Here is a 23451-nt window from a genome sequence, read left to right as displayed (position 1 = left end):
AAAAATCAAAATAATAATTCCTCTGCGGCATCTGAATGATTTTCAGTTGTCGGTGGTTTTGAGATCTCACTGAAATACTCTTTTTTACCATCAATTGTTACTTCTCTAACACCTTCAGGCATATCAAATTCTCTTTTAATCTGTGGGTAAAGTTCTAAAACTTTTCCAAAAAAGTATCTAAATCCAGGAGCCGCAATTCTACCACCCGTTTCTCTTCTATACATTGGGGTATTGTCATCATTTCCAAACCATACAACAGTTTCAATAGTTGGAGAATATCCGGCAAACCAACCATCCATATTGTTATTTGTAGTTCCAGTTTTTCCTGCTAATTCAATACCTTTTACTCTTGCACCTCTACCAGTACCATGTTGTACGACATCTCTTAAAATCGTTGTCATTATAAAAGCTTGAGTAGCAGGCGATACCACTTCTCTTTTATCTTCTTTTTGGTAAATTTTTTCCTCATTTTTGTAAATTGACGAAATGAGGTGAGTATTTACTTGTGTACCGTAATTTGAAAACGATGTATAATATTGTGCCAGCTGCAGAGGTGAAATAGACATTGTTCCCAAAGAAATAGAAAGATCATTCGGTAGATTTTCTATATTAAACTTTTTTAGTTCTGAGATTAACTGAGGCAATCCTATATCGTTTACAAGATTGATAGTTGCCAAGTTTCTTGAGTGAATTAGTGCTTCTCTTAAAGGGATAAGTCCTTTATAGTTTTTCTCATAATTGTTTGGCTGCCACTTCATCTCTTCGCCATCTTTTTCATAGTCATATGTTTTTGCAATATCTACTAATTGTGTAACACCAGAATATCCAAGGTTTAATGCCACTTGATATATAAACGGTTTAAAAGCAGAACCCGGTTGACGGCGTCCTTGTGTTGCACGGTTGTAAGAAGATACAGTATAATCTACAGAACCTACAAGTGCCAAAATATCTCCACTGCTTGGTTCAATTGAAACAATTGCCCCATTCACTTTTGAAATATTTATATCTTTTGCCAATAAAAGATGATCTTCCCCCTCTTTTTGTTGAGGAGGGTATTTTTCTTCATTTTCTTTATACTTATCAACTCTTTGTAAAAACTGATCATATGCATATGTCAACGACTCTTTTGCCGCATTTTGAAGTTTAAGATCGATTGTCGTATGAATTTCATATCCACCTGTTCTTAAATCTGTTATCCCTAAATCACGCATACGACGTGCAACTTCGTCAACTATAAAAGGTGCTTTGTTTTGTGTAAGTGTATCATCATAAACAACCGGATTTTCTGCAAGTGCTTTTTCATATGTTTCATCATCAATCCACCCAAGGACATGCATTCTTGTTATAACTCTGTTTCCACGTCCCATTGAGATCTCATAGTTTTTTGTCGGAGCATACGATGAAGGTGCTTTTGGAAGCCCTACAAGAATAGCAATCTCTTTGAGAGTTAACTCACTCAGTTTTTTATGAAAATAGCCGTCAGCTGCTGTTTTAATTCCATAATAACCGTGTCCAAAATAGATCTCATTAAGATACCTTTCTAAAATCTGCTCTTTAGTTAAAAGTTTTTCTATTTTTATTGCATAGATAGCTTCTTTAATCTTACGAGAGAGTTTTTTCTCACGTGTTAAAAGAACATTTTTTACCAATTGCTGCGTGATAGTACTAGCACCTTCTACTGCATGCCCTGCTTTGAGTACTTTTATGGCTGCACGAAAAATTGCATCTATATTCACTCCGGGATGTTCAAAAAAAGTTGTATCTTCAATAGCTACCAGTGCTTCTATAACGCGTGGAGGAATCTCTTCAAACGATGCATAGTAACGGTGTTTTTCATCAAATATATTTGCTATTTTTTCACCGTCTTTATCGTAAATTCTTGTTGTTTGTGCAGGTTTATAATCTACCAGTTCAGATACATCGTAGTTAAATTTAATATAGTAATAACCAAATACTAAAAACGGTGATAAAAACCCTAAAATAAAAAGTGTAATTATTATCTTTTTTATCATTTTCTGTATTCCCTGTTTGCAAAATTTGCTTCAATTAATGTTTTTGTATATTCATTTTGAGGATTGTTAACTACATTGGTCATTTTACCACATTCAACCAATTTCCCCAACTTGATCACACATATATCTTCACATAAACTCTGAGCTGAAGCGATATCATGAGTTACAAATAACATTTTAAAATTCTCTTTTTCCTGTAACTCTTTTAGAAGTTCAATTATAGAAATTCTTGTCTGTGGATCAAGTGCAGTCGTCGGTTCATCCAATAGTAAAAGTTTAGGCTTTTGACTAATAGCAATAGCAATTACTACACGTTGCAGCTGCCCGCCTGAAAGTTCCGGAGGAAATCTTTCCAATAAAGCCAAATCAAGTCCAAGCTCATTAAAAAGCTGCTCTATCCTCTCCTTAGGAGCAAAAAACTGTTTTTTTATTTTTGTCAGAGGTGAGAGTGCCGTAAAAGGATTTTGTACAACTAAAGCGACATCACCGCTTCTTCCAATCTTTACATCACTGTCTATTTCAATTTTAGATTGCATTCCGTTTGGCAAAAGTTCTAAAAGAGCTTTTAGTGTTAAACTTTTTCCGCTTCCGCTTTGACCAACAAGTGCCAATGATTTGTTTACTTCAAATGAAATATCAACCAACTTTTTGTCTTGATAATCAATACTGAGTTTTTTAATTTTCACAAGACACCTCGGATTGGATCATTGTACAAACTTTTTGTAAATCTTTAGTACTTTCACCTAACCTTGCAATCACTCTAAGGATTGCACGCTCTACAGTCGGCTGGCGAATTGCACCTATGCTGTAGCCTTGTGCTAAAAGTTTATCCTTAATCTCGATTACTTTACGGTTATCACCTATAACAACAGGGAGGATCAAACCGTCAATTTCAATATTTAATATCTCTTTTACGATAGCTTGACGCTTTTGAATTTCCTCTTTTAGTTCCTCTTTATTCTCAAGTATATATCTTAAGGCATAATGACCTAAAAGCGTATCGTATAAAGAGAGAGATGTTGCGTATATAAGCGGCTTTGCACGGTTGATAAGATACTCGTTAATATGTGCAGAAGATAAAATATACGCACCGAAACTTCCGTACGCTTTGCCTAAAGTTCCCATTTTGATGTGGTTTGATTTAATGTCGATATCATAAAGATCATACACACCCATTAAATTCTCACCAACAACTCCGCTGCTATGTGCTTCATCCACTATTAAAACTGCATTATATTGATCGCAAAGTGAAAAAACCTCTTTTGGACACAGATCACCATCCATTGAGTAGATCCCTTCAACTGCGACGATATTTCTTTTTGCCGTTGAATTTTTTAGTAATCCTTCGAGCTCTGCCATATCGTTGTGTTTGAAAAAAGTAACATTAACATCTTCCAAATTTGTTGCCAATACTCCCGAAGCATGGTACAACTCATCCATAAAGAGCATATCCCCTTTACGCACTAAAGACTCGATTAAAGCTATGTTGGCATTAAAGCCGCTGCCTACTACAACTGCAGCTTCAAACCCGTTTACTTCACATAACTTATCTTCAAAATCTTTATGTATTTGGTGATAACCGTTAACCAGTAAAGAGGCTTTTGAACTGTTAACATCTAAGTTTTCCATAACTTCACATGTCTCTCGATGGAGCTTTTTCTTATGTGCAAGTCCGAGATAATCGTTTGAGGCAAAATCTTTAAACTGATAGTTTAAAACTTCACGTGTTCTGTAACGTCCTGAGCGTTTCAGGGCTTTGAGTTCATTTTCATAGAAATTCATTTACAGACTACTTGATTTCTACCGTTTGATTTTGCTTTATACAAGGCCTCGTCAACTCTTGTTAAAATGTGATCGGCATCTTCACCCTGTACATATTCCGTTACCCCGAAACTCATTGTAATAGGTAAAACAACCTTATGTTCCGCAACACGTTTTCTAATTTTCTCTGCCAGTTTTTCTGCCTTATTGCAATCTGCATACGGAACAATAATAATAAACTCTTCACCGCCGAGTCGACAGAATATATCCGCCTCTCTAATCATAGTAACAATTAATTTTGTGTACTCAATAAGAACATTGTCACCCACTCCGTGTCCATACTGGTCATTCACGTTTTTGAAATGGTCGATATCAGCCATAATGACAGACAATGGAAATTTATAACGTTTAGCAAGAGAGATGCTTTCTTCTATTTTTGTATTGTAAAAACGTCTGTTACCTATATTTGTAAGCGAATCGGTAATCGTAAGCTTCTCAAGTTCAAGCTTGTACATCTCCTCTTTTGTTACATCGGTAAAGACAGCACTATAATAATGTTGCTCTGGAGCAATTAATGACACACCTACAGTAAAATAGTAAATCTTGTCATCATAGTTTATTTTTACCTTATGCATTTTGTCGCGGTTTGCAAGGATATAATCAATCCACAACATCCCTTCCGTTTCTTTATGAACATACCCCTCTTCATTACTGAACAAGTCACATACGCAAGCATATTTTTTTCTAAAATCATCCAGATTTTTTTCTTTGTTAAAGTACTTGAAAAAAGATTGATTCACATCTAATATTGACTTCTTATCGTTAATAATTACAATATTTGTAGAGGAATCTATAATATTTTTGACATATGCTTTTTGTTTCGCCATGATATATAACAATACCATATTTACGATACCTGCTAAAATCAGAATGAAAATAAACCCTATTGCCAGCCATTTAAAAAGAAAAAAATCCTCATCAGTTTTTGATACATTTGCCAAAGACTTGAACATGATGTAATACCCTAAAGTTTTCCCATTATAAGAAACAAGCGGATAGTTTGTTATTATTTGCCCGTTTTCAATTATATAGCCTGATTTAAAATAGTTCTCAATACCATGTTTTTGAAGATACTCTAACTTCTCCTGAGGAGCAGCAAAGTTTGCTACATAATAACCGTCTATAAACTTTTCGGTGAAAGGGTACTGCAGGTTTTGCGTATAGTGTTTATTGAGAACTACAACCGAATCTATATGAAATTTTTCTAATGTAACAGCTATAGAATTAAAATGTGAAATAAGTTCTAAAATACCTACTACTTTTCCATCTTCTATTACAGGTATTGAAGCTTTAATAGTAACGGAAAATTTTCCTGAGCTGAGTGTGTTTGTTACATCTTTTGTGTTTAAAACTTTCAGCAAATCAGGTCGGGCATGTTTTAAATTGTCACCTTTTTTCTTAGTCCAACTTCTATAGATAGAATTTAGATCTTTATCGACAATATGTACCCAGATATTTTTATATTCAGTGTCTTTTCTCAGTCTTGCCACTAGTTCCTTATAAAAAGTATCTTTCACTGTTCTGTTTTTGATCTCTTGAATCAAATGTTTATCTTGTACAAGTACCAGACCAATTGCTGTAGTCGCTTTTTGTTTTTCATATATCATTTGAGCGACACGAGACTTCATACTTTTTTCCTGCGCCTCGTAATTCACCTCTTGAATATAAAGTTTTTTATTGTTTACGTAATAAAAATAGATAAACGAAAAAAATATTAACGTTATTAGAAAAAGTGCTAGGAATATATATATTTTTTTATTACTAAAAATATTCATATTATATAAACCTCTTGAGTACTTCTACACTTAGTCCCATAGCCGTACTCTCATATCCACGTACTTCTTTTATATACGATTTACAAAAACCTTCAACCATACAAGCACCGGCTTTACCACGCCATTCTCCACTTTGAAGGTATGCATCTAAAGCATCTTGATTAAAATCTGCAAAGATATAGTCTGTTTTTGAGATATCTATGATTTTTTGCTTTGTTGAATGATAAATAAGACAGGTAATGATACTCGTAATATTTCCGCTTTGTGTCATTAAAATATTACGGGCATCATCAACACACTTTGCTTTTCTAAGAATTTGATTTTGAGAAGTTACAACCGTATCAGCAACTAAAAGGGGATAATCTTCTATCCCGAAAGCTTTATAATTTGCTTCATATTTTCCTAAAGTTGCCTGATACACAAAGTTTTTTGGAGAAGTTGCGACAATAGTTTCTTCATCGAATTCTACACTCTCTTGGATAAAATCTATCCCTGCGTTTCTTAACAGTAGTGCACGAGTTTCAGATGAAGAAGCAAGTCTAATAGGCATTTCTAAGAGTTACCCCTAAATAAATTGCTACTATTCCTAAAATGATATTTACAGGGACCATATATTTTCCGATAAGCTCTAATGCTCTTTTAGCACCCGCCATGTCACCTGTTTCTATAAGCTTTTGTGCTTTATTCCGTCTTAGGATCATAGCACCCAAGTTCACTGCCATAAGCATCCAAATAACCTCTTTTACATGTACAAGGTTGTAAATATGCATTGCATAATCATCAATTACATTACCGTTTGCATCAACAGCAGCAGCACGAAAACCAAGACCTACTGCCATAATTACCGCAGTGATAATAAGTACTAGAACAAAAGGTGAAACAATCGTAAACAATCTTTTTAAACCGTGTGCAACTCTCGGTAGTCTTTGTGCAGGTTCAAGTTCCATAAATGAATGGTGTGCAGCAAAACGCATTGCGATCATTCCACCAACCCATACAACAGCACTTAAAATATGTAAAAAAACTATAATTGTCTTATGCTCTGCAAAAAGCTCTACTAAAAATTCTTTCATTACCCTAATACCTCTTGAATATATTTAAGTGATGCTTCTTTAGCTTCAGGTACTTTTGTCGTATCTTTTCCACCCGCTTGTGCAAAGTCAGGGCGACCACCACCGCCACCGCCTAAAATCGGAGCGATTTGTTTAATCCAGTCACCTGCTTTAGCACTACAATCTTTGATACCAGCTGCAATTAATACTTTGTCCCCTTTTACTTGGAAAAGCATTGCCGCTACTTTGTCGTGTTGATTTTTCAGTTCATCAATTTTCTCTTTGATATCACCACTTGGAAGCTCATCAACAATAACAGTCACACCGTTAATCTCATCTGCTTTAATCTCAACTTTTGCAGCTTCTTGTGCTTCTTTTACTTCAAGCTTCAACTCTTCAATATTAGATTTAAGTCTGTTAATACCAGCGAGAACATCAAGATTTTTTACTTCCATCTCTACACGTTTAAGTAGCATTCTTTGCTCACAGAAGTAATCGTACGCAGCTTTACCACATACTGCTTCAATACGTCTTACACCTGCACTTACACCGCTCTCTTTTGTAATAATAAAGCTTCCGATATTTGCAGTATTGTCAACGTGAACACCCCCACAGAACTCAACACTAGCTTTCTCAAAGCTAACAACTCTTACTTCATCGCCGTATTTCTCACCGAACTGGCTTTTTGCACCAGAATTTTTTGCTTCCTCAATCGGTAAAACTTCTGTTTTTCTTTCAATTCCACGTGAAATAAGTGCATTTACACGTTGCTCGATCTCTGCTAGCTCATTGTGCTCAACCGCTTTTGGATGTGAGAAGTCAAAACGTAAACGATCAGCTTCAACAAGTGAACCCGCTTGAGAGATATGCTCACCGAGTACATCATAAAGTACTGCATGAAGCAAGTGTGTTGCAGAGTGATGTTTTGTGATCTCATTTCTTGAAATATCTACATGAGAATCAACTACCATTCCTACGCTTAGATCTTTTTTCACTTCGATTGCAGAAAGGTTTAAGTCAAAGAATTTTTTCGTATCTGTTACATCAGCAAACTCTTCAAGTACACCGCTATCTCCACATTGTCCACCACTCTCAGCATAAAAAGGTGTGATATCTAAAAACACCCATCCTTTCTCACCAGATTTCAGTGTATCAACTCTATGGAACTCTTCATTTAAAAGAGCTTTTACTTCACCTGAGTGTTCTGTGAAATCGTAACCAACAAAAACATTCTCACCGAATTCTTCGATCAGTGCTTTAAAGTCACCGTGAGCAGCAGCGTCACCACTCCCTTTCCAGTTAGCTTTTCCAAGTTGTTTTTGCTCATTCATAAGTGTTTCGAACTTCTCAGTATCTAGACCTAAACCTTTTTCACGAAGCATATCTTCAGTTAAGTCTAACGGGAAACCGAAAGTATCGTAAAGTTTAAATGCAACTTCACCTGAGAATACATCTTTTGTATTTTCAAGTTCTTTTTCAAACAATGCAATACCGTTTTCGATAGTTTTAAAGAATCTTGCTTCTTCTAGTTCAATCTGCTCTTTTACAACTTCAGCTTTTGCCTCTAAATAGTCATATTGTCCTTTCATTAGGCTTACTAGAGTATCTACAACTTTGTACATAAATGGCTCTCTAAAGCCTAAAAGATACCCGTGTCTCACAGCACGACGAAGGATACGACGAAGTACATATCCACGCCCTTCGTTTGAGAAATTCACACCTTGAGAAAGTAAAAATACAGTTGTTCTGATATGGTCAGCAATAACACGATAACTTGCTCCCGTAGCATACTCGTATTCGTTACCGATAAGCTCTTCAACTTTTCTGATTAACGGCATGAACAAGCTTGAACCGTAGTTACTAAGAGCACCCTCTTTAATTGCAACAACACGTTCTAATCCCATACCCGTATCAATTGAAGGTTTTGCTAATGGAATTCTTTCTCCGCCTGGAGTTTTCACTTCAAACTGCATGAAAACCAGATTCCAGATCTCTAAAAATCTATCACCGTCTCCACCCATGTAGTCTTCAGGTCCATTAAAATGCTCTTCACCCTGATCGTAAAAAATCTCACTACACGGTCCACATGGTCCAGTGTCACCCATTGCCCAAAAGTTATCTTTGTCACCAAGACGCATAATACGATCTTTTGATACGTATTTCTGCCAAATTTCTTCAGCTTCATCATCACTTTCGTGTACAGTAACCCATAACTTTTCCACAGGCAGTTCTAAAACTTCTGTAATGAACTCCCAACCGTATGCAATAGCTTCCTCTTTGAAATAATCACCGAAGCTAAAGTTCCCCAACATCTCAAAAAACGTATGGTGTCTTGCAGTATGTCCTACGTTTTCTAAATCGTTGTGTTTACCACCTGCACGGATACATGTCTGACATGATGTAGCACGCGGATTTTCTGGAACGGGAACCTCTCCTGTGAAAATCGTTTTAAACGGCACCATTCCGGCATTGTTAAAAAGCAGCGTCGCATCATCCGGAACTAATGGTGCAGAAGCTACTCTTTCGTGTTGTTTCGATTCAAAAAATTTAAGAAACTCTTCTCTAATATCCATTTATGTACTCTTTTTATAAAATTGTGCGATTATATCTAAAAATCCCTAAAATTTAACTCATCTTTGATTTTTAGGGCTTTATAGTGGCTTTCAAAAACCTCTGCAGCTATGCCATTTTCGTTCCTCAAAATTTTTTTATTTTCGTCTAAAATCGGTGTGGTTTTATAACCGCAAGATGGTGATTTTGATTTTAAGACTATTGCATCAACATTTTCATTTTGTTTTATAAATGCTTCGATCTCTTCTGTTAAGAGAGCTGTTACATCCTTATTTGTTTCATCGGTTATTATCCTTTTTTTTCCATCGATTTCGACAACATTTATCCTTTCTCTTGGAGTACCAAACAATGGTGCCTCGGGACAAAAAGGGATAATCTCATACTTATTAAAATAGTTTATAATTGAATCGAATTTTTTTGTTTTTCCGTCATAACGACAAAAGTCACCTAATAAACACGCCGAAATAATCACTTTTTTCTTCATATTTGCACCTAAATTACAGTTTTTTTCGCTATTATCTTGAAATGATTTCTTTTGCACCGATTACAAAAAAGACAGTATCGATACCAAAAACTCTCGGCAACGTTGCCAAAGAGAAAAATATTAGCATAAAAAGTATTGACTTTACACTCGAAACCTATGAAACTTGTATTCGACGAAAAGGTCTGGAAAAAGATATTGTTTTAGAGGATACAAGTAATCTTGATGAAGAGATGTTATTTGATAAAAACGTAAGAATCTATCAACGCTACGATATAAAAATATCTCCTTCCGATCTGGATACATCTACTTATAAAATAAGCTTGGCAGCAAACAAGCAAAAAACAAAAGTGATAGCCGTAATAAAAGCGGGAAGCGTGTTTGCCAAAGATGATAATTTAGCGCAAAAACTTTTAAATGAGATATGGCACAAAAAACTCTCGGCAGGCTTTTTGGTAGGTGTCTTTGAAACAGGTTTACAAAAACAGTTAGAAAAACTCTCTCAAATTTTACCTTACGGTAAAAAACTCCCAAAAGATGTAAAATTCACTGTAGCGACAAGTCTTGATCCAATTTCACCCAACAATGGAAAACTTGAAAAACTTTATCTTCGCGAAGATGAAGAGAAAAATTATATAGACGGCGTGAAAAAAGGCGAGATTATACTACGCTATACAAAACCGAAAAATGGTCGTGGCGGACGTTCTTGTGAAGGTATTTATATTCCAGAAGGTCAAGCTGAAGACTTCACTATTCCTGAAGTTGACGAAACTATTGTTCTCAAAGAGAATAAAGACTATATTGAGTTTTACGCCAATGATAACGGTTTTGTCGAATATACTAACGATTCTCTTAAAATCTCTAAAACGATCCAACTCGAAGGTGCCTGCCAGAAAACAACAGGTAATTTAGATGCAAAAGACCTTAACAATGAAATCAGTGTTGACATTAAACATAACAGAGAAGCATATGATGATGCAATTGGAGCGGGTTTAAAAGTTGATGTAAAAGACTTAAATGTTAATGGCAGTATCGGAGCAAACGTAAATATATCTGCACAAAGTATAAATATTGATGCACAGACACATCAAAAAACAACACTATCAGTTTCAGATAAAGCAAATATAAAACTTCATAGAGGCGATCTCATGACAGACCATGCAGAGATTGAAACTGTAGAAACAGGAAGAATTAAAGCAAATAAATCTATCCATGTAAAAAAAGTTATCGGTGGAGAACTCATTGCCCCTAAAATATATATAGATGAACTGGTTTCCAATGCAAAAGTTATAGCTTCAGAACTTATAGAGATCAAAAGTATCAGAGGTTCAAATAATACTTTAATCATTAATCCTGATAAAATTGATGCTTACCATAAAGAAAAAGAACATCTTGAGGATGAGATTCGAAAACATAAAGAAGAGTATGATGAAGAGGTTGCTTTCATAAAATCAAAAACTAAAGAGCACTCAGAGCAAATCGATAGAATCAAGACATTTCAAAAACGTATTTTAGCGGCTCAAGCTGCTGGAAAAGCACCAACAAAACAGGATATGATCAGAGTTAGAGAATACAAAAGAAAAGCGCAAGAATTACAAGATAGACAAGACGGGCTTAAATATAAAGACCAGGCTATAGCCGAATTAAAACGTGAACTCGACAGGTTACTTGAACAAGATTTACACGCTCAAATAAGAACCAACTCACTCTATGACGGACACACGAAAGTGATATTTGTCGATCCTCAATATGGAGAAGAGATAGTCTATATGCCGCAAGGGAAGGTCGAAGTTATTTCCCTTGGACTCGATAAAAAAGAAAATAGGATAATTAAGACCTAACAGATAACAATTGATTTAATTTCTGTCATCTCTTCAATGGCAAATCTAGGACCTTCACGTCCAACACCACTTAATTTTACACCGCCGTACGGCTGAATATCAAAACGAAGTGTAGGCATATCGTTAATCACAATTCCACCAGCATCCAGTTCATCAATTGCACGGTTTGTAATACTTAGATCATTTGTAAATACTGAAAACTGTAATCCGTAAGGTGAATTGTTCATTCTAGGCAGTGCATCATCAAAACCGTTTACTCTTACAAGTGAAACTATAGGAGCAAATACCTCTTCACATACAATTGCCATAGCATCATGCACTTCCGTCATTACACACGGATAAAAAATGCGCCCTTCACGGTGCGGTGGCAACATCGGTACAGCGCCCTCTTCTATAGCTGATTCTACCCAGTTCATCGCACGTTCACACGCATCATCATCAATAAGCGGTCCCATAAAAGTTTCATCTTCATATGGAGAGCCTACTTTGAGCTTTTTAGTCTCCTCAGCCATAAGCTGAGCAAACTCATCATATACCGAATCATCAACATAAATTCTCTGTAAGCTGATACATACCTGTCCGGAGTTTACAAATGCACCAAGCGCACATCTCTGAGCTGCAAGTGATAGGTCTGCCGTTTTCTCAATGAATGTCGCAGCATTACCGCCAAGTTCCAGTCCAACTTTTTTAATCCCTGCATTTTTTGTAATAATATTTCCTACAGGTACGCTTCCCGTAAAACTGACAACCCTTGGAATTTCCGAAGTAATAAGTGCTGAACCGACTTCTGCATCACCGTAAACAACACTTAAAGCATCTTTGATCGCGTACTCGCTCTCTACAAACAATTTAGCAAATTTATAAGCAGTAAGCGGTGCTTCAGGTGTCGGCTTTAATACAACTGCGTTACCCGCAACAAGTGCAGGTCCCAGTTTATGTGCTACAAGATTTAACGGAAAGTTAAACGGAGTGATAGCTACAACAACACCTACAGGTTCACGACGGAACATACTGAGTGTTTTTTTTCCGCTTGGCATTGCATCCGTATTGATAGTCTCACCGTGCATCGTTCTCATTGTCTCCGCTGAGAGAGTAAGTGTCTCAATACAACGCTCAACTTCAACACGGGCAAATGCTATAGGTTTTCCAACTTCATCCGTAATTGTTTTTGCAATATCTTCTTTGTGTTCTTTTAACTTGCTTACAACATCTAAAATCCAGTTGCATCTTTGAGAGAGAGTTGAAAGTTTTGCAGATTTTGCTGCTGCTTGAGCTATTTGAAGTGCTTTGTGAGCATCTTCGGCATCACAAACAGGAGACTTTGAAACTATCTCACCGTTATATGGTGATTTTCTTTCATTGAAAGTATCTTTTGTGGCTTCTTTAGAGCCGAAAAATATTTTTGCTTCCATCTAATTCCCTTTGATATAATGGAAAAATTATACCATTAAGAATTAAATAAAAGCTTGTAAACTACCAGCCTCTGATAGTTGTATGGCAAGCTACACAGTCGTTTAAAACTTTTCCGTACTTTTCTGTTGCCGTTGTAAACTCATTGTTTTCGATAGCTTTTTTCAAAATTACTAAATCTTCACCAAGATTATCCGTAATGTTTTGCGTTACACGAACTTTTTTATTGTTTGGAATAAAAGTTGTTACATCCACTTTTTTAAAGATTGCATCAGAGTTTTGTAATGTTTCAATACCTTGCATAATGTCTTGTTTTGAATTATACATGAAACCTTTTTGTACTTGCTCCATCCCTTTTTCCATCAACTGCATTGTTGCCGTAATTGTAGTGTCAGCTGCAAAAGTTGCAACAGAAGTCAAAGCCAATGCTAACATTAATTTTTTCATTCAATATCCTTAAGAGTTACTTTTGACAATATTACTCATTTAATAATTAAAAGTTTATAAAGTTATATTTTCAACTAATAATAGTTTGTCGGGAGTTACTACAACGGCATCAAAAACATAGTCACTGTCAAAATTATGTTTTTTCATATACACTTGTGCCGTTTTAATAATGCGAGAGAGCTTTTGAGGTGTAATGTTATATATTGCACTTTCATAGTCTTCACCGCTTTTTACTTCAACAAAATGCAGAGCATTGTCTTTCATAACGATAATGTCTATTTCACCAAAACGACTATAAAAATTTTGCTCTAATATCTCATAACCTGATTCTTGTAAAAAGCTTACAGCTTTACTCTCAGCTATATTTCCCTTTTCCCTGCTCATCATAACCTTTAATTCTTAACTAAGATCAAATTTTTAAGTGTATTAGTATCACTAAGTGCTATACTGATTTACTTCAATACGGAGGATTGCGATGTGTAAATTTAAATCCTTATGCTTATTATACCCGATCCTTTTTCCCGTAGTTGTTTGCGCAGAACATCATACTCCTCAGGAGTTGATGGACGAAGCAGACTGTATGCGTTGTCATGCGATAACTGATTTTCAAGTAAGAGAGGAAAAGGTAAATAGCTTTAAAAAGTTACACCATCAGGTAAAAGTATGTGCAGATAATACTTATGCAGGATGGTTTGAGGAGGACGTTCAAAGCGTCTCAAAATATCTCAACGGGCGTTATTACAAATTTCACCTAAAACCGCTAAAAATATCTAGCGGCAAGGAAGCACTTCAACCTTAATCGATTTGAAGGCTGCAGTTAAGATCAACTCATCTCTGGCATCGCCGAAGAGATTGTTGATCTTAGATTTTGCATGGTGGAATGTACAAAATAAAGTATTTGGTTTAATCTTATCCGTAATCTTTACAGTAAGCGGTGTCGTCTCACCGAACTCACTTTTTAATACCACTTTTTCAGTTGGAAAATCAGCTGCGTCACTCTCACTTACGAGTAAAATATCTTCATCATATCTGTCATTGAGCTTATCTGAACGTTTTGTTTGCGCAGCATTGTTATAGTGTGCCAATGTTCTACCAGTTGTTAAATAGTACCCTGTTAATTTGTTATCAAGAATTTCTTGAACCATATTGCGCGGTTCATATTGTTTATATTTGAAATATCCGTAACCGTCTTCAGTTCTAAAGTCCAGTTGATGTAAGATTGGAGTATCTTCTGTATGTACAGGCCACTGCAATCCACGTTTTCTATGACGCTCTAAACGTGAATACTCTGCCCCGCTAAAACGGCGGTAAGCAACTTCACGTACCTCATCCCAAACATCTTTTGAGCTTTGGTAATTTGCACTACCGCCCATTTTGTTATCGAGTATCTGTAATACTTCCCAGTCATCAGGAAGATCAGATTTTACAAGGGGTTGAGAAAGGTGAAGTCTTCTCATAGCATTTACATATACACCTGTTTTTTCATATGCAGATTTTACACCTACTACGATATCTGCACGCTCTGCTACATCTGTCATAAACAGTTCTTGTACAAAGAGAAGTTCCAGTTCGTTAAACGCTTTATCTATCTTGTTCAGATTAGGATGAATATGTGTTAAATCCTCACCGATGTTAAGAACCGCTTTTAGACGTCCTTCTAACATCTCATCAACTAATTGAGGCGTCATTAAACCTATCTCTTTCGGTTCTTGATAATCAGGATCATAATATGGAAGCATACCCATGTCACACGTACCTTGAACATTGTTTTGTCCACGTAAAGGCATTAATCCTGCTCCGCTTTTTCCAACATTACCAGTCATAAGTGCCAAGTGAGTAATTGCCATTACCGCGTATGAACCGTCAAGGTGTTCCGTAATACCAAGTCCCCAGAAAATCATAGATTTTTTCAGAGCATATTCACGAGCAACTTTTCTGATCATTTTTGCCATATATTCATACCCTGCAATATTTTCAAAATATTCAGGTTTTGCATACGGATCGCTAAGAATTTTTTCTTTAAACTCTAAGAACCCTTTTGTACGATCTCCAATAAAACTATCATCGTATAACTCTTCATCAATGATCGTATATGCAAGCATATTAAGCACCATCAAGTTTGTCTCGTGTGGGATAATTGCCTTATATTTTGCAAAACGGTGCAGTTTAATTTCACGTACGTCAAATACAGCCAAATTATCATGTTCACGGGCTACATCCAAGATACGGTTAGAGATAATCGGGTGTGCTTCAGTTGTATTTGAACCGATTACAATCATAAATTCAACATTGTAAATATCGTTATATGGATTAGTTGCAGCACCCTCACCTATAGTTGCACGCATCCCTTTGAGTGACGGTGAATGACAAACACGCGCACAGTTGTCTACGTGAGGTGAATTTAAAGTATGACGCGTGAACTTTTGGAAAAGATATGATGATTCACAAGAAGTTCTTGCACCCCCGATAGAAGCTACCGATTTTCTGCCGTACTTTTCTTGAATCTCTTTGAGTTTCATTGCACATGCAGTCGTTGCAGCATCTAAATCACACTCATACCATGTATCATCAAAATCTTTAAGTGCCGACGCCACGGCATCTTTAATAGCTGGGTTATTTTCTAAGAAACTTTTTCTAATACGAGGAATGCGCAGTCTGTCTTCAGCATCCACAAAATCGTAACCATACTTCCCTTTTATACAAAGTTTCCCCTGAGAAACCACACCATCAGGATGAGCGAAGATTTTTACAATTTTATTCTCCACAGTATCTACATTCGCTGCTATATCACAACCTACACCACAATATGTACAAACACTGTCTATCGTTTCAATGTTATCCATAACTTTTCCCCACATCATATTCAAAATTTTTAGGTTTAATTCCTAGTTTTATGTCTAGGAAGATTTCTCTGTCAGAATTAAATCTAAAAATTTTATCTATACAAAATATTGATATAATCAGCTTTGGAAGTTTACAATTGTTTCTCTTAAGTATACCTCTAACTATTCAAAGCTATTTTCCTCTAATTAGTTTCTAAGAAAACAGAATCACTATAATTTTTTTTAATGATTTTTTGATACAATTGCCGCATGAAAAAGATACTTTTGATACTTTTTACTTTCGTTATATTCATAATTATAACTATATTTTTTTATTTTAGATATGAAAGTAAAGAGGAAAAACTTAACCATATTTTTGATCAAATAACATCTGAACTCAATGCTCAATTACGTGTAAATCAACTCGGTGCGTTGGAGTTTGCCCTAGTCCTTTCCCAAAACAGTGCACTCGTTAATGCGCTGGATAATGATGATGAAGATCAAGGGTATCGAATCCTTTCTACTATTACAAATGCAATTGAACAATATACACACAAACATGTCCGCTCTCAAGTCATTACTGCCGATTATCTTATCTTTGCACGAAGCTGGGATACCGTTTATGCAGGAATGCCTCTTGGAAACTACAGAACCGACCTAAATTATTTTAAAACACACAATACTCCAAGAACATCTATAGAGGTAGGACGTCGTTTAGGCTTTAAAGCAACCGTGCCCATTTACAAAAACGATACACTACTCGGTTTTGTAGAGGTTATTGACTTTTTTGAACCGATGACCGAACTCTTTAGAACACAAGGTATCGATCTCTATGTACTGATGGATGACAAATATTTTCAGACAGCTATTTTCATGCAAGAGAATAAAACTATCAATCAATACATTATTGCAAATACAAACTACAATGCCAATTATTTAAATGTTCTAAATTCAATCGACTTTAAAACATTAAAAGCAAACAGAATGCTTTACAGCAAAGGACTTCATATATTTTATGAAACCATGAAAAACGGTGCAGGAGATATTATAGGTGCTTTTGTATTTGTTCTACCAAACAAATATCTTGACTATTTTAATGATCCAGAAGATGATATTTCATTTTTAATAAATGTTACCAGAAGCACATTGTACAAAGTTGAAAAAACAAAATACTATAAAGAAGATATGTTTGCAGATTATACTCCTAGAGAACTTCTTTTATTACAGAATGCTATTTCTGATGAAGATAAAAAGAAATATACACAAGAGGCGTATAAAAAGCTTGAAGGCTATTCAAAAGATGAATTGATACAACTTCTTTTGAAAAATAAAATCACACACAGGATCGACGGGAAAATAAAATGAAAATTTTACTATTAGAAGATGAGTATTCATTACGAATCAGTATTAAAGAATTTTTAGAAGATTTAGGCTATGACGTAGAGTGTTTTATGGATGGCTTTGAAGCATACAGTGCTATTCATGAAAAAAGTTATGATCTTCTCCTGTTGGATGTAAACGTTCCTTCTATGAACGGTTTTGAACTGCTTGAAAACCTTCGCAAAAGCAATAGAAAGATTCCAACCATCTTTCTAACGTCAATGACGGATATCCGAAGTCTCAAGGAGGGGTATGAAAGAGGCTGTTGTGACTATATACGCAAACCATTTGATCTTGAAGAGCTGGAAGTGCGTATTAATCAAGCATGCAAAAGTTTTTATGCAGATAATGCAGATATGATTGATCTTGGACATAATGCTTTATATGATATGAACAAAGAGCAATTGTTTGTAAACGATAAAGAGGTAGTGCTGAGAAAAACAGAAAATGACCTTTTAAAAGTACTTATTAAACATAAAAATGCCGTTGTTTCAATTGATATGTTTCAAGATGAAGTATGGGGTGAGTATGTTGAACCGGCGACTATCCGTGTACAGTTAAAAAATCTCCGTCAAAAAATTCCTGAAGGGATTATAGTAAACAGACGCTCGGTAGGATATATAATTGAACGACAATAGATATGCGATTCAAAATGCTCTGTTTTATACATCATTAATTGCTATTATACTTTTAGCACCTCTTGTAATATACCTGCTGTATATGAAAAATATATACTCCATTCAAAATGAAATCTTTCTAAAAGAGAAATCTCTTCTCATTATAAAATCTATGGAAGAGTATGATCAAAACGAAGTTTATTTTGAGTACCCGCGTTTCAACACTTTAAAATCAGGTCTTTACGATGCAAGGTTCAAACCAATTTTCACACTAATAGATTCCAATATACCTGCTTTTAAAAACGGTTATTATACAGAAGGGACACAGGCATATTTAACAATTCAATTGCCAAAATCGAGATACTTCGGGGCAGAATACCTCATACTCAGTAATAAAATTTCCTACTCTACCTTATATATGAATGTTGCCGTCATACTTTTATCAATTACCGTTCTCGTGTTTTTACTCAGTATGCTTTTTCTTAATCGTTTTGCCGAACCCTTTAAAGCTCTCAATAAACAACTTGACAGTTTTATTAAAGATTCTATTCATGAGATCAACACACCCTTATCTATTATTAATGTAAACATTGATCTTTATAATAGAAAAAATGAACCAAATAAATATTTTCAAAGAATTAAAGCAGCGACAAAAGTGCTCTCAAATATTTATGACGATATGGACTACCTTATTAAATATAACCGTTTGGATTATCTTGATGAAGAGATCAATTTAAGCCAGTTCGTAAGAGAGAGAATAGAATACTTTACAGATGTAGCGAGGATGAAAGATATCACAATCAACATGCACCTGCAAGCTCAACTCTTCATTGTTATGAATCCTAAAAAATTACGCAAAATCGTTGATAACAATATCTCCAATGCCATTAAATACTCATTTGAGAATAATATTATCGAAGTCTATCTTTTTACACAGAAAGATGGCTGTTATTTAAGTGTACGCGATTACGGTATCGGTATAAAAGATGTTGATAAGATATTTAAACGTTACTACAGAGAAGACAAAAACAAAGGTGGCTTCGGTATCGGTTTAAATATAGTAAAATCAATTATTGACGAATATGACATCGAATTAGATATAGATTCCAAGCTAAAAAACGGCTCTACATTTACCTATAAATTCCCAACCAAGCTCTGCATCAAAAAATAATTACATAAATTTTTTTTATTTTACACAAATTTTACAGTTCACTGATAAACTTGTTCCTGAAATTGATTAGGAGGAAGGAATCATGCGTAAGAGTCTAACAGCTTCTATACTTCTTGGATGCTCACTTTTTGCTGCTGATTACAGCGGTGTAGTTGAAAATCCAAATGCAAGTAAGATTATTGAAAAAGACCTATTGGCTCCGGCAAAAGAGTATGCAATGCCTCAAGGATGTATAACAAATAATCCCGAAGCTATTGCAAGAGGAAAATTTATTTTTCATAACCTAAACGGTAGTAAAGCTAAAAAAACACCACCAAAAGGGTTAAGTAAAAAAAATAGTGACGGTTCTGCAAAACAGTATGGTAACTGTGTAGCATGCCATAACATTGAAGGTGCTAATGGAGCAGGAAATGTTGGTCCTGATCTCAGCAACTATAAAACTAACTTTATTGATAGCGGTGCAAGAGACAATCAATTTGTTTATCAAAAAATTGCTGATGCACGTGTTGACAATCCGACGACACATATGACTATTAATTTAACAACTGGTTTATTTACTGAAAGAGAGATATGTGACATTACTTCATATATCGTATCACCAAAATAAAAAGGAAGAAAAATGCAAAGAAGAGATTTTTTCAAAAAATTAACATCTGCGGTAGCTGTAGGTGCAGCTTTACCTGTAATGGGTTTTGCAGCTGAAACAAAACCAAAAGGACCAAATGCTTTTACTTATGCACAAGCTTTAGAAGCAATTACTGGCGGAAAAACACCTGTAAAATCAGACAAAATACATCTTAAAGTACCTGAAATTGCGGAAAATGGTGCTGTTGTACCTGTAACTGTAGAAGTAGATTCACCTATGACTGCTGATGATTATGTAAAAGCGATCCATATTTTCGCAACAAAAAACTCTAACGTTCGTTGTTTAGATACATATTTAACGCCTGCAAACGGTAAAGCTATGTTAGCAACACGTGTAAAACTTGGACAAACTCAAGAAGTTGCTGCTCTTGTTGAACTTAGCAACGGTGACTTTTTAGTAGCTTCTCAAAGCGTTAAAGTAACAATCGGTGGATGTGGTTGATTTCAGACACAATGAAACAACAAAAAAATTAAAGGATCTAAAATGGGAAAAATACAATCATTAATTAAAATTAAACCAAAAAAATATAAAGACGGCGATATCGTTAAAGTAAACTTTATGGTTATCCATCCGATGGAAACAGGTATGCGTAAAGATAAAAAAACTGGACAAATTGTTCCTGCAAGTTATATCAACAGCATCAAGTTTGACTATAACGGACAAATCATTACTAACATGACTGTTTGGGAATCTGTATCAGCTAATCCGGTATTTACTACAAATATGAAAATTAACGGTAAAGGGACATTAACTGTTACATTTACTGATAATGCCGGTGAAGTTTATGAAAAAAGTATCAAGATTAAACCTAAAGGATAATCTATGAAAAATTTACTAACAATAACACTCTCTACTGCCCTTCTTGCATCTGTAACATTTGCAGGTGAGCAGTTTGCAATGAGTGATAAAGACCGTGCTCTTTATGCAGAACTTTTAGAAGCAAACCCGGCTGATATCAATGTAGAAACTGGTAGTGGTTTAGTTGAAGAGAACTGCGGCGGTGATGCTGGTCTTGCAAAATTTCTAGGTGTAAGTGAAGACAACTTACCAAAATATATCGCGGGCTTTCCTAGATATATTAAAAAATTAGATATGGTTGCAGGACTTGGTCAAGTAATGCAAGCAATTATGCATGACAATGGTCATAAGCCTTTTGCTCTTAAAAGCAAAGAGATGTTTGACATGATTGCTTACGCTAAATCTTTGGCTAACGATGAAGCAATTAACATCGATGTGAATGCAAATCCTCAAATGAAAGCTGCATATGCACTTGGTAAAGAGGTATTTGAAACAAAAAGAGGTGGTAGAGGATTAGCATGTTTAAGCTGTCATAGCCAAGATGTTATTGGTACAGTTCTTAGAACACAACCTCTTCCGGAACTTGGTCATCCAGGAAATGCAGCTGCTGCAACTTGGCCTGCATACAGAATGACAAAATCGTCATTAAGAACACTTCAACGTCGTTTCCAAGGGTGTATGCAAAATGCACTTTTAGCTGTAATCCCTTTAGGTTCACCTGAAATGGTGGCTTTAGAAGTTTATATAACAGATAAAGCAAAAGGGGCTAAAGTAGCAATCCCTGGACTAAAAAGATAGGATAATATAATGGATATTTCAAGAAGAGATTTTATGCACATCGCAGCAATTTTCGGTTTAAGTGCCGCTGTTGCAGGTTGTGCAAAGCCAAAAGCAGTTTCACAGATATCTCTTAAAGATATCTATGACTTTAATGCTAAAGGGAATGTAACACTTTTACATATGTGTGATTTACATGCCCACTTAAAACCACTTTACTGGAGAGAGCCGTCTACATTAATTTCTGCACCGAATCTTGTAGGGACTCCTGGATTTTTATGTGGTGAAGCATTTGCAAAACATTACGGACTTGAGCCAAGTTCTTTAGATGCTTATTTTGATACTTGTATCGATTTTGAAGCTTTAGCGAAAAAGTTTGGAAAAATGGGTGGTGTAGCTCATATGAAAACTTACTTAGATCGTGTTCGTGCAGAGCGTGGTGCTGAAAATGTGCTGTTCCTTGATTCAGGTGATACTTGGCAAGGTACTGGTGTAGCACTTAAAACTGACGGTGAAGCTATTGTTAAAGCGCAAAATTATCTTGGTGTTGACGTAATGGTTGGTCACTGGGAATTTACATACGGTAAAGAGCAAGTAAGAAAACTGATCGAACAACTTGATGCAAAATTTATTTCTCAAAATGTTGTTGGTGACGATCCGTTCTCTGATGAGTATGAAGAGCTTATTTTTGAACCATACACAATCGAAGAGCGTGGCGGAGCAAAAATCGGTATTATTGGTCAATCGTTCCCGTTCACTTCAACTGCAAACCCTAAAGAGTTTACTCAAGGATGGAGTTTCGGTCTTCGTTTAGATACACTTCAAGAGTATGTAGATGAATTAAGAAATGAACATAAAGTTGATTGTGTCGTTGTACTTTCACATGATGGATTCAGCGTGGATCAAGAGGTAGCTCGTAAAGTTCACGGTATTGACTTTATCTTAAGCGGACATACACATGACCCTTCACCAAAACCGATTACAATCAACAATACTGTTATCGTTATTGCAGGAAGTCACGGAAAATATGTAGGACGTTTAGACCTTGATATTCAAGACGGTAAAGTGAAAGATTACGAGTATAAACTTGTTCCTATCGCTTCCAATCTTATTCCTGCTGATGAACAAGGCGTTAAGTTAATTGATGAACTTTATGCACCGTTTGCTTCAGAGTTTAACGAAGTATTGGGACAAACAAAAAATATTCTTTACAAAAGAGATACATTCTTCTCAACTTTCGATCAACTCATTAATGATGCGATCATGGATGAAATGAAATGTGATATCTCATTTACTCCTGGCTATAGATGGGGTACTACCGTTTTAGCAGGTGAAGATGTTTTAATGGAAAATGTTTATGAGATGTGTGGTATTACATACCCGAACGTTTATACGTTTGAGTTAAAAGGTGCAAAAATCGCTACTTTATTAGAAGATATTGCGGATAATGTATTTAATGCAAATCCACTCTACCAACAAGGTGGGGATATGAGTCGTTTAGGCGGTGTAACATATAGTATTGCCGTTGCAAACAAAGCGGGTCAGAGAATATCTAATCTTAAAGTAGGAGGTAAACCAATAGATCTAAACAAAACGTATGTGGTCTCTTCTTGGGGTGGTAACTTGCAAAATGCAGGTGCAAATCTACGTAAAGATAAGATTAGACCGGTATATGACATTGTCAGAGATTACATTAAACGCCAAAAGGTAATAAATGTAAGCAATAAAGGGAATGTAACACTTGTAGACTATGAGTGTGGATGTCCTGAAAAAGGCTCTCGCGGTTGTTAGATCGTAAGTCTTAAAGGGGTAGGTGTCTAAGGACAAACG

22 protein-coding genes are annotated in these 23451 nt (G+C 35.5%); 10 read left to right on the top strand and 12 right to left on the bottom strand.

The window, feature by feature from the left end; genetic code table 11:
• Positions 1-5 precede the first annotated feature (5 nt).
• The 8 genes from P6N22_RS05365 to P6N22_RS05330 all read right to left on the bottom strand — a co-directional run bounded on the left by P6N22_RS05365 (position 6) and on the right by P6N22_RS05330 (position 9715).
• Positions 6-2012, bottom strand: coding sequence for a PBP1A family penicillin-binding protein (locus P6N22_RS05365; RefSeq protein WP_280330889.1), 2007 nt, complete (start codon positions 2010-2012; stop codon positions 6-8).
• A complete protein-coding gene (locus P6N22_RS05360) occupies positions 2009-2698 on the bottom strand; it encodes an ATP-binding cassette domain-containing protein (protein ID WP_280330887.1) in 690 nt (229 codons plus the stop codon). The genes P6N22_RS05365 and P6N22_RS05360 overlap by 4 nt, the downstream gene beginning before the upstream one ends.
• Positions 2688-3794 (bottom strand): pyridoxal phosphate-dependent aminotransferase family protein, encoded by a 1107-nt coding sequence (locus tag P6N22_RS05355; protein ID WP_280330885.1) that lies wholly within the window; start codon positions 3792-3794, stop codon positions 2688-2690. Before P6N22_RS05355 ends, P6N22_RS05360 begins: the two co-directional genes overlap by 11 nt.
• Entirely contained in the window at positions 3791-5461 is a 1671-nt protein-coding gene (locus tag P6N22_RS05350) for a diguanylate cyclase (RefSeq protein WP_280330883.1), read from the bottom strand. The genes P6N22_RS05355 and P6N22_RS05350 overlap by 4 nt, the downstream gene beginning before the upstream one ends.
• A gap of 148 nt (positions 5462-5609) precedes the next feature.
• Positions 5610-6158: a septum formation inhibitor Maf gene (gene maf / locus P6N22_RS05345; protein ID WP_280330881.1), complete on the bottom strand. Its 549-nt coding sequence runs from the start codon at positions 6156-6158 to the stop codon at positions 5610-5612.
• Positions 6148-6681: a hypothetical protein gene (locus tag P6N22_RS05340; protein ID WP_280330879.1), complete on the bottom strand. Its 534-nt coding sequence runs from the start codon at positions 6679-6681 to the stop codon at positions 6148-6150. Before P6N22_RS05340 ends, maf begins: the two co-directional genes overlap by 11 nt.
• Complete coding sequence (gene alaS, locus P6N22_RS05335) at positions 6681-9233, bottom strand: alanine--tRNA ligase (protein WP_280330878.1); 2553 nt, start codon at positions 9231-9233, stop codon at positions 6681-6683. The genes P6N22_RS05340 and alaS overlap by 1 nt, the downstream gene beginning before the upstream one ends.
• A 35-nt stretch (positions 9234-9268) precedes the next feature.
• Positions 9269-9715, bottom strand: coding sequence for a DUF523 domain-containing protein (locus tag P6N22_RS05330; protein WP_280330876.1), 447 nt, complete (start codon positions 9713-9715; stop codon positions 9269-9271).
• A gap of 41 nt (positions 9716-9756) precedes the next feature.
• Here P6N22_RS05330 and P6N22_RS05325 point away from each other — a divergent pair, with 41 nt between their 5' ends.
• A complete protein-coding gene (locus tag P6N22_RS05325; RefSeq protein ID WP_280330874.1) occupies positions 9757-11553 on the top strand; it encodes a flagellar assembly protein A in 1797 nt (598 codons plus the stop codon).
• Here the strand turns inward: P6N22_RS05325 and P6N22_RS05320 are convergent.
• The 3 genes from P6N22_RS05320 to P6N22_RS05310 all read right to left on the bottom strand — a co-directional run bounded on the left by P6N22_RS05320 (position 11550) and on the right by P6N22_RS05310 (position 13794).
• Positions 11550-12965 (bottom strand): aldehyde dehydrogenase family protein, encoded by a 1416-nt coding sequence (locus tag P6N22_RS05320; protein WP_280330872.1) that lies wholly within the window; start codon positions 12963-12965, stop codon positions 11550-11552. The genes P6N22_RS05325 and P6N22_RS05320 overlap by 4 nt on opposite strands.
• Before the next feature lie 61 nt (positions 12966-13026).
• Complete coding sequence (locus P6N22_RS05315) at positions 13027-13410, bottom strand: cytochrome C (protein WP_280330870.1); 384 nt, start codon at positions 13408-13410, stop codon at positions 13027-13029.
• Positions 13411-13464: 54 nt separating this feature from the next.
• Positions 13465-13794: a YraN family protein gene (locus P6N22_RS05310; protein WP_280330869.1), complete on the bottom strand. Its 330-nt coding sequence runs from the start codon at positions 13792-13794 to the stop codon at positions 13465-13467.
• A 178-nt stretch (positions 13795-13972) separates the two neighbouring features.
• Here P6N22_RS05310 and P6N22_RS05305 point away from each other — a divergent pair, with 178 nt between their 5' ends.
• On the top strand, positions 13973-14209 hold the full coding sequence (locus P6N22_RS05305; RefSeq protein ID WP_280330867.1) for a hypothetical protein: 237 nt from the start codon (positions 13973-13975) through the stop codon (positions 14207-14209).
• Here the strand turns inward: P6N22_RS05305 and P6N22_RS05300 are convergent.
• Positions 14181-16253, bottom strand: coding sequence for a molybdopterin-dependent oxidoreductase (locus P6N22_RS05300; RefSeq protein WP_280330865.1), 2073 nt, complete (start codon positions 16251-16253; stop codon positions 14181-14183). The two genes, P6N22_RS05305 and P6N22_RS05300, sit on opposite strands and share 29 nt — an antisense overlap.
• A 249-nt stretch (positions 16254-16502) precedes the next feature.
• Here P6N22_RS05300 and P6N22_RS05295 point away from each other — a divergent pair, with 249 nt between their 5' ends.
• The 8 genes from P6N22_RS05295 (at position 16503) to soxB (ending at position 23412) form a co-directional block, all read left to right on the top strand.
• On the top strand, positions 16503-17597 hold the full coding sequence (locus P6N22_RS05295) for a hypothetical protein (protein WP_280330863.1): 1095 nt from the start codon (positions 16503-16505) through the stop codon (positions 17595-17597).
• Entirely contained in the window at positions 17594-18250 is a 657-nt protein-coding gene (locus tag P6N22_RS05290; protein ID WP_280330862.1) for a response regulator transcription factor, read from the top strand. Before P6N22_RS05295 ends, P6N22_RS05290 begins: the two co-directional genes overlap by 4 nt.
• A complete protein-coding gene (locus P6N22_RS05285; protein WP_280330860.1) occupies positions 18237-19400 on the top strand; it encodes a HAMP domain-containing sensor histidine kinase in 1164 nt (387 codons plus the stop codon). The genes P6N22_RS05290 and P6N22_RS05285 overlap by 14 nt, the downstream gene beginning before the upstream one ends.
• Positions 19401-19482: 82 nt before the next feature.
• Positions 19483-20007: a sulfur oxidation c-type cytochrome SoxX gene (gene soxX / locus P6N22_RS05280; protein WP_280330858.1), complete on the top strand. Its 525-nt coding sequence runs from the start codon at positions 19483-19485 to the stop codon at positions 20005-20007.
• 12 nt (positions 20008-20019) lie between these two features.
• Entirely contained in the window at positions 20020-20487 is a 468-nt protein-coding gene (soxY, locus tag P6N22_RS05275; protein ID WP_280330856.1) for a thiosulfate oxidation carrier protein SoxY, read from the top strand.
• A 42-nt stretch (positions 20488-20529) separates the two neighbouring features.
• Positions 20530-20865: a thiosulfate oxidation carrier complex protein SoxZ gene (soxZ, locus tag P6N22_RS05270; protein ID WP_280330855.1), complete on the top strand. Its 336-nt coding sequence runs from the start codon at positions 20530-20532 to the stop codon at positions 20863-20865.
• Between the two features lie 3 nt (positions 20866-20868).
• Positions 20869-21642 carry a sulfur oxidation c-type cytochrome SoxA gene (gene soxA / locus P6N22_RS05265; RefSeq protein WP_280330854.1) on the top strand — a complete coding sequence of 258 codons (774 nt, stop codon included), beginning with the start codon at positions 20869-20871 and terminating at the stop codon, positions 21640-21642.
• 9 nt (positions 21643-21651) lie between these two features.
• Positions 21652-23412, top strand: coding sequence for a thiosulfohydrolase SoxB (soxB, locus tag P6N22_RS05260; RefSeq protein WP_280330852.1), 1761 nt, complete (start codon positions 21652-21654; stop codon positions 23410-23412).
• Positions 23413-23451 lie beyond the last annotated feature (39 nt).

Source organism: Sulfurimonas sp. C5 (genome assembly GCF_029872055.1).
Lineage (GTDB): Bacteria > Campylobacterota > Campylobacteria > Campylobacterales > Sulfurimonadaceae > Sulfurimonas.
The sequence above is the reverse complement of the archived record's forward strand: the minus strand, read 5'-3'. Positions and strand labels throughout refer to the sequence as shown.

Bases quoted from the DNA above. Each gene is read 5' to 3' on its own strand.
- P6N22_RS05365 (WP_280330889.1), bottom strand. From the start codon at position 2,012: ATGATAAAAAAGATAATAATTACACTTTTTATTTTAGGGTTTTTATCA.
- P6N22_RS05355 (WP_280330885.1), bottom strand. From the start codon at position 3,794: ATGAATTTCTATGAAAATGAACTCAAAGCCCTGAAACGCTCAGGACGT.
- P6N22_RS05350 (WP_280330883.1), bottom strand. From the start codon at position 5,461: ATGAAGTCTCGTGTCGCTCAAATGATATATGAAAAACAAAAAGCGACT.
- maf (WP_280330881.1), bottom strand. From the start codon at position 6,158: ATGCCTATTAGACTTGCTTCTTCATCTGAAACTCGTGCACTACTGTTA.
- P6N22_RS05340 (WP_280330879.1), bottom strand. From the start codon at position 6,681: ATGAAAGAATTTTTAGTAGAGCTTTTTGCAGAGCATAAGACAATTATA.
- alaS (WP_280330878.1), bottom strand. From the start codon at position 9,233: ATGGATATTAGAGAAGAGTTTCTTAAATTTTTTGAATCGAAACAACAC.
- P6N22_RS05330 (WP_280330876.1), bottom strand. From the start codon at position 9,715: ATGAAGAAAAAAGTGATTATTTCGGCGTGTTTATTAGGTGACTTTTGT.
- P6N22_RS05325 (WP_280330874.1), top strand. From the start codon at position 9,757: ATGATTTCTTTTGCACCGATTACAAAAAAGACAGTATCGATACCAAAA.
- P6N22_RS05320 (WP_280330872.1), bottom strand. From the start codon at position 12,965: ATGGAAGCAAAAATATTTTTCGGCTCTAAAGAAGCCACAAAAGATACT.
- P6N22_RS05315 (WP_280330870.1), bottom strand. From the start codon at position 13,410: ATGAAAAAATTAATGTTAGCATTGGCTTTGACTTCTGTTGCAACTTTT.
- P6N22_RS05310 (WP_280330869.1), bottom strand. From the start codon at position 13,794: ATGAGCAGGGAAAAGGGAAATATAGCTGAGAGTAAAGCTGTAAGCTTT.
- P6N22_RS05305 (WP_280330867.1), top strand. From the start codon at position 13,973: ATGGACGAAGCAGACTGTATGCGTTGTCATGCGATAACTGATTTTCAA.
- P6N22_RS05300 (WP_280330865.1), bottom strand. From the start codon at position 16,253: ATGGATAACATTGAAACGATAGACAGTGTTTGTACATATTGTGGTGTA.
- P6N22_RS05295 (WP_280330863.1), top strand. From the start codon at position 16,503: ATGAAAAAGATACTTTTGATACTTTTTACTTTCGTTATATTCATAATT.
- P6N22_RS05290 (WP_280330862.1), top strand. From the start codon at position 17,594: ATGAAAATTTTACTATTAGAAGATGAGTATTCATTACGAATCAGTATT.
- soxX (WP_280330858.1), top strand. From the start codon at position 19,483: ATGCGTAAGAGTCTAACAGCTTCTATACTTCTTGGATGCTCACTTTTT.
- soxY (WP_280330856.1), top strand. From the start codon at position 20,020: ATGCAAAGAAGAGATTTTTTCAAAAAATTAACATCTGCGGTAGCTGTA.
- soxZ (WP_280330855.1), top strand. From the start codon at position 20,530: ATGGGAAAAATACAATCATTAATTAAAATTAAACCAAAAAAATATAAA.
- soxA (WP_280330854.1), top strand. From the start codon at position 20,869: ATGAAAAATTTACTAACAATAACACTCTCTACTGCCCTTCTTGCATCT.
- soxB (WP_280330852.1), top strand. From the start codon at position 21,652: ATGGATATTTCAAGAAGAGATTTTATGCACATCGCAGCAATTTTCGGT.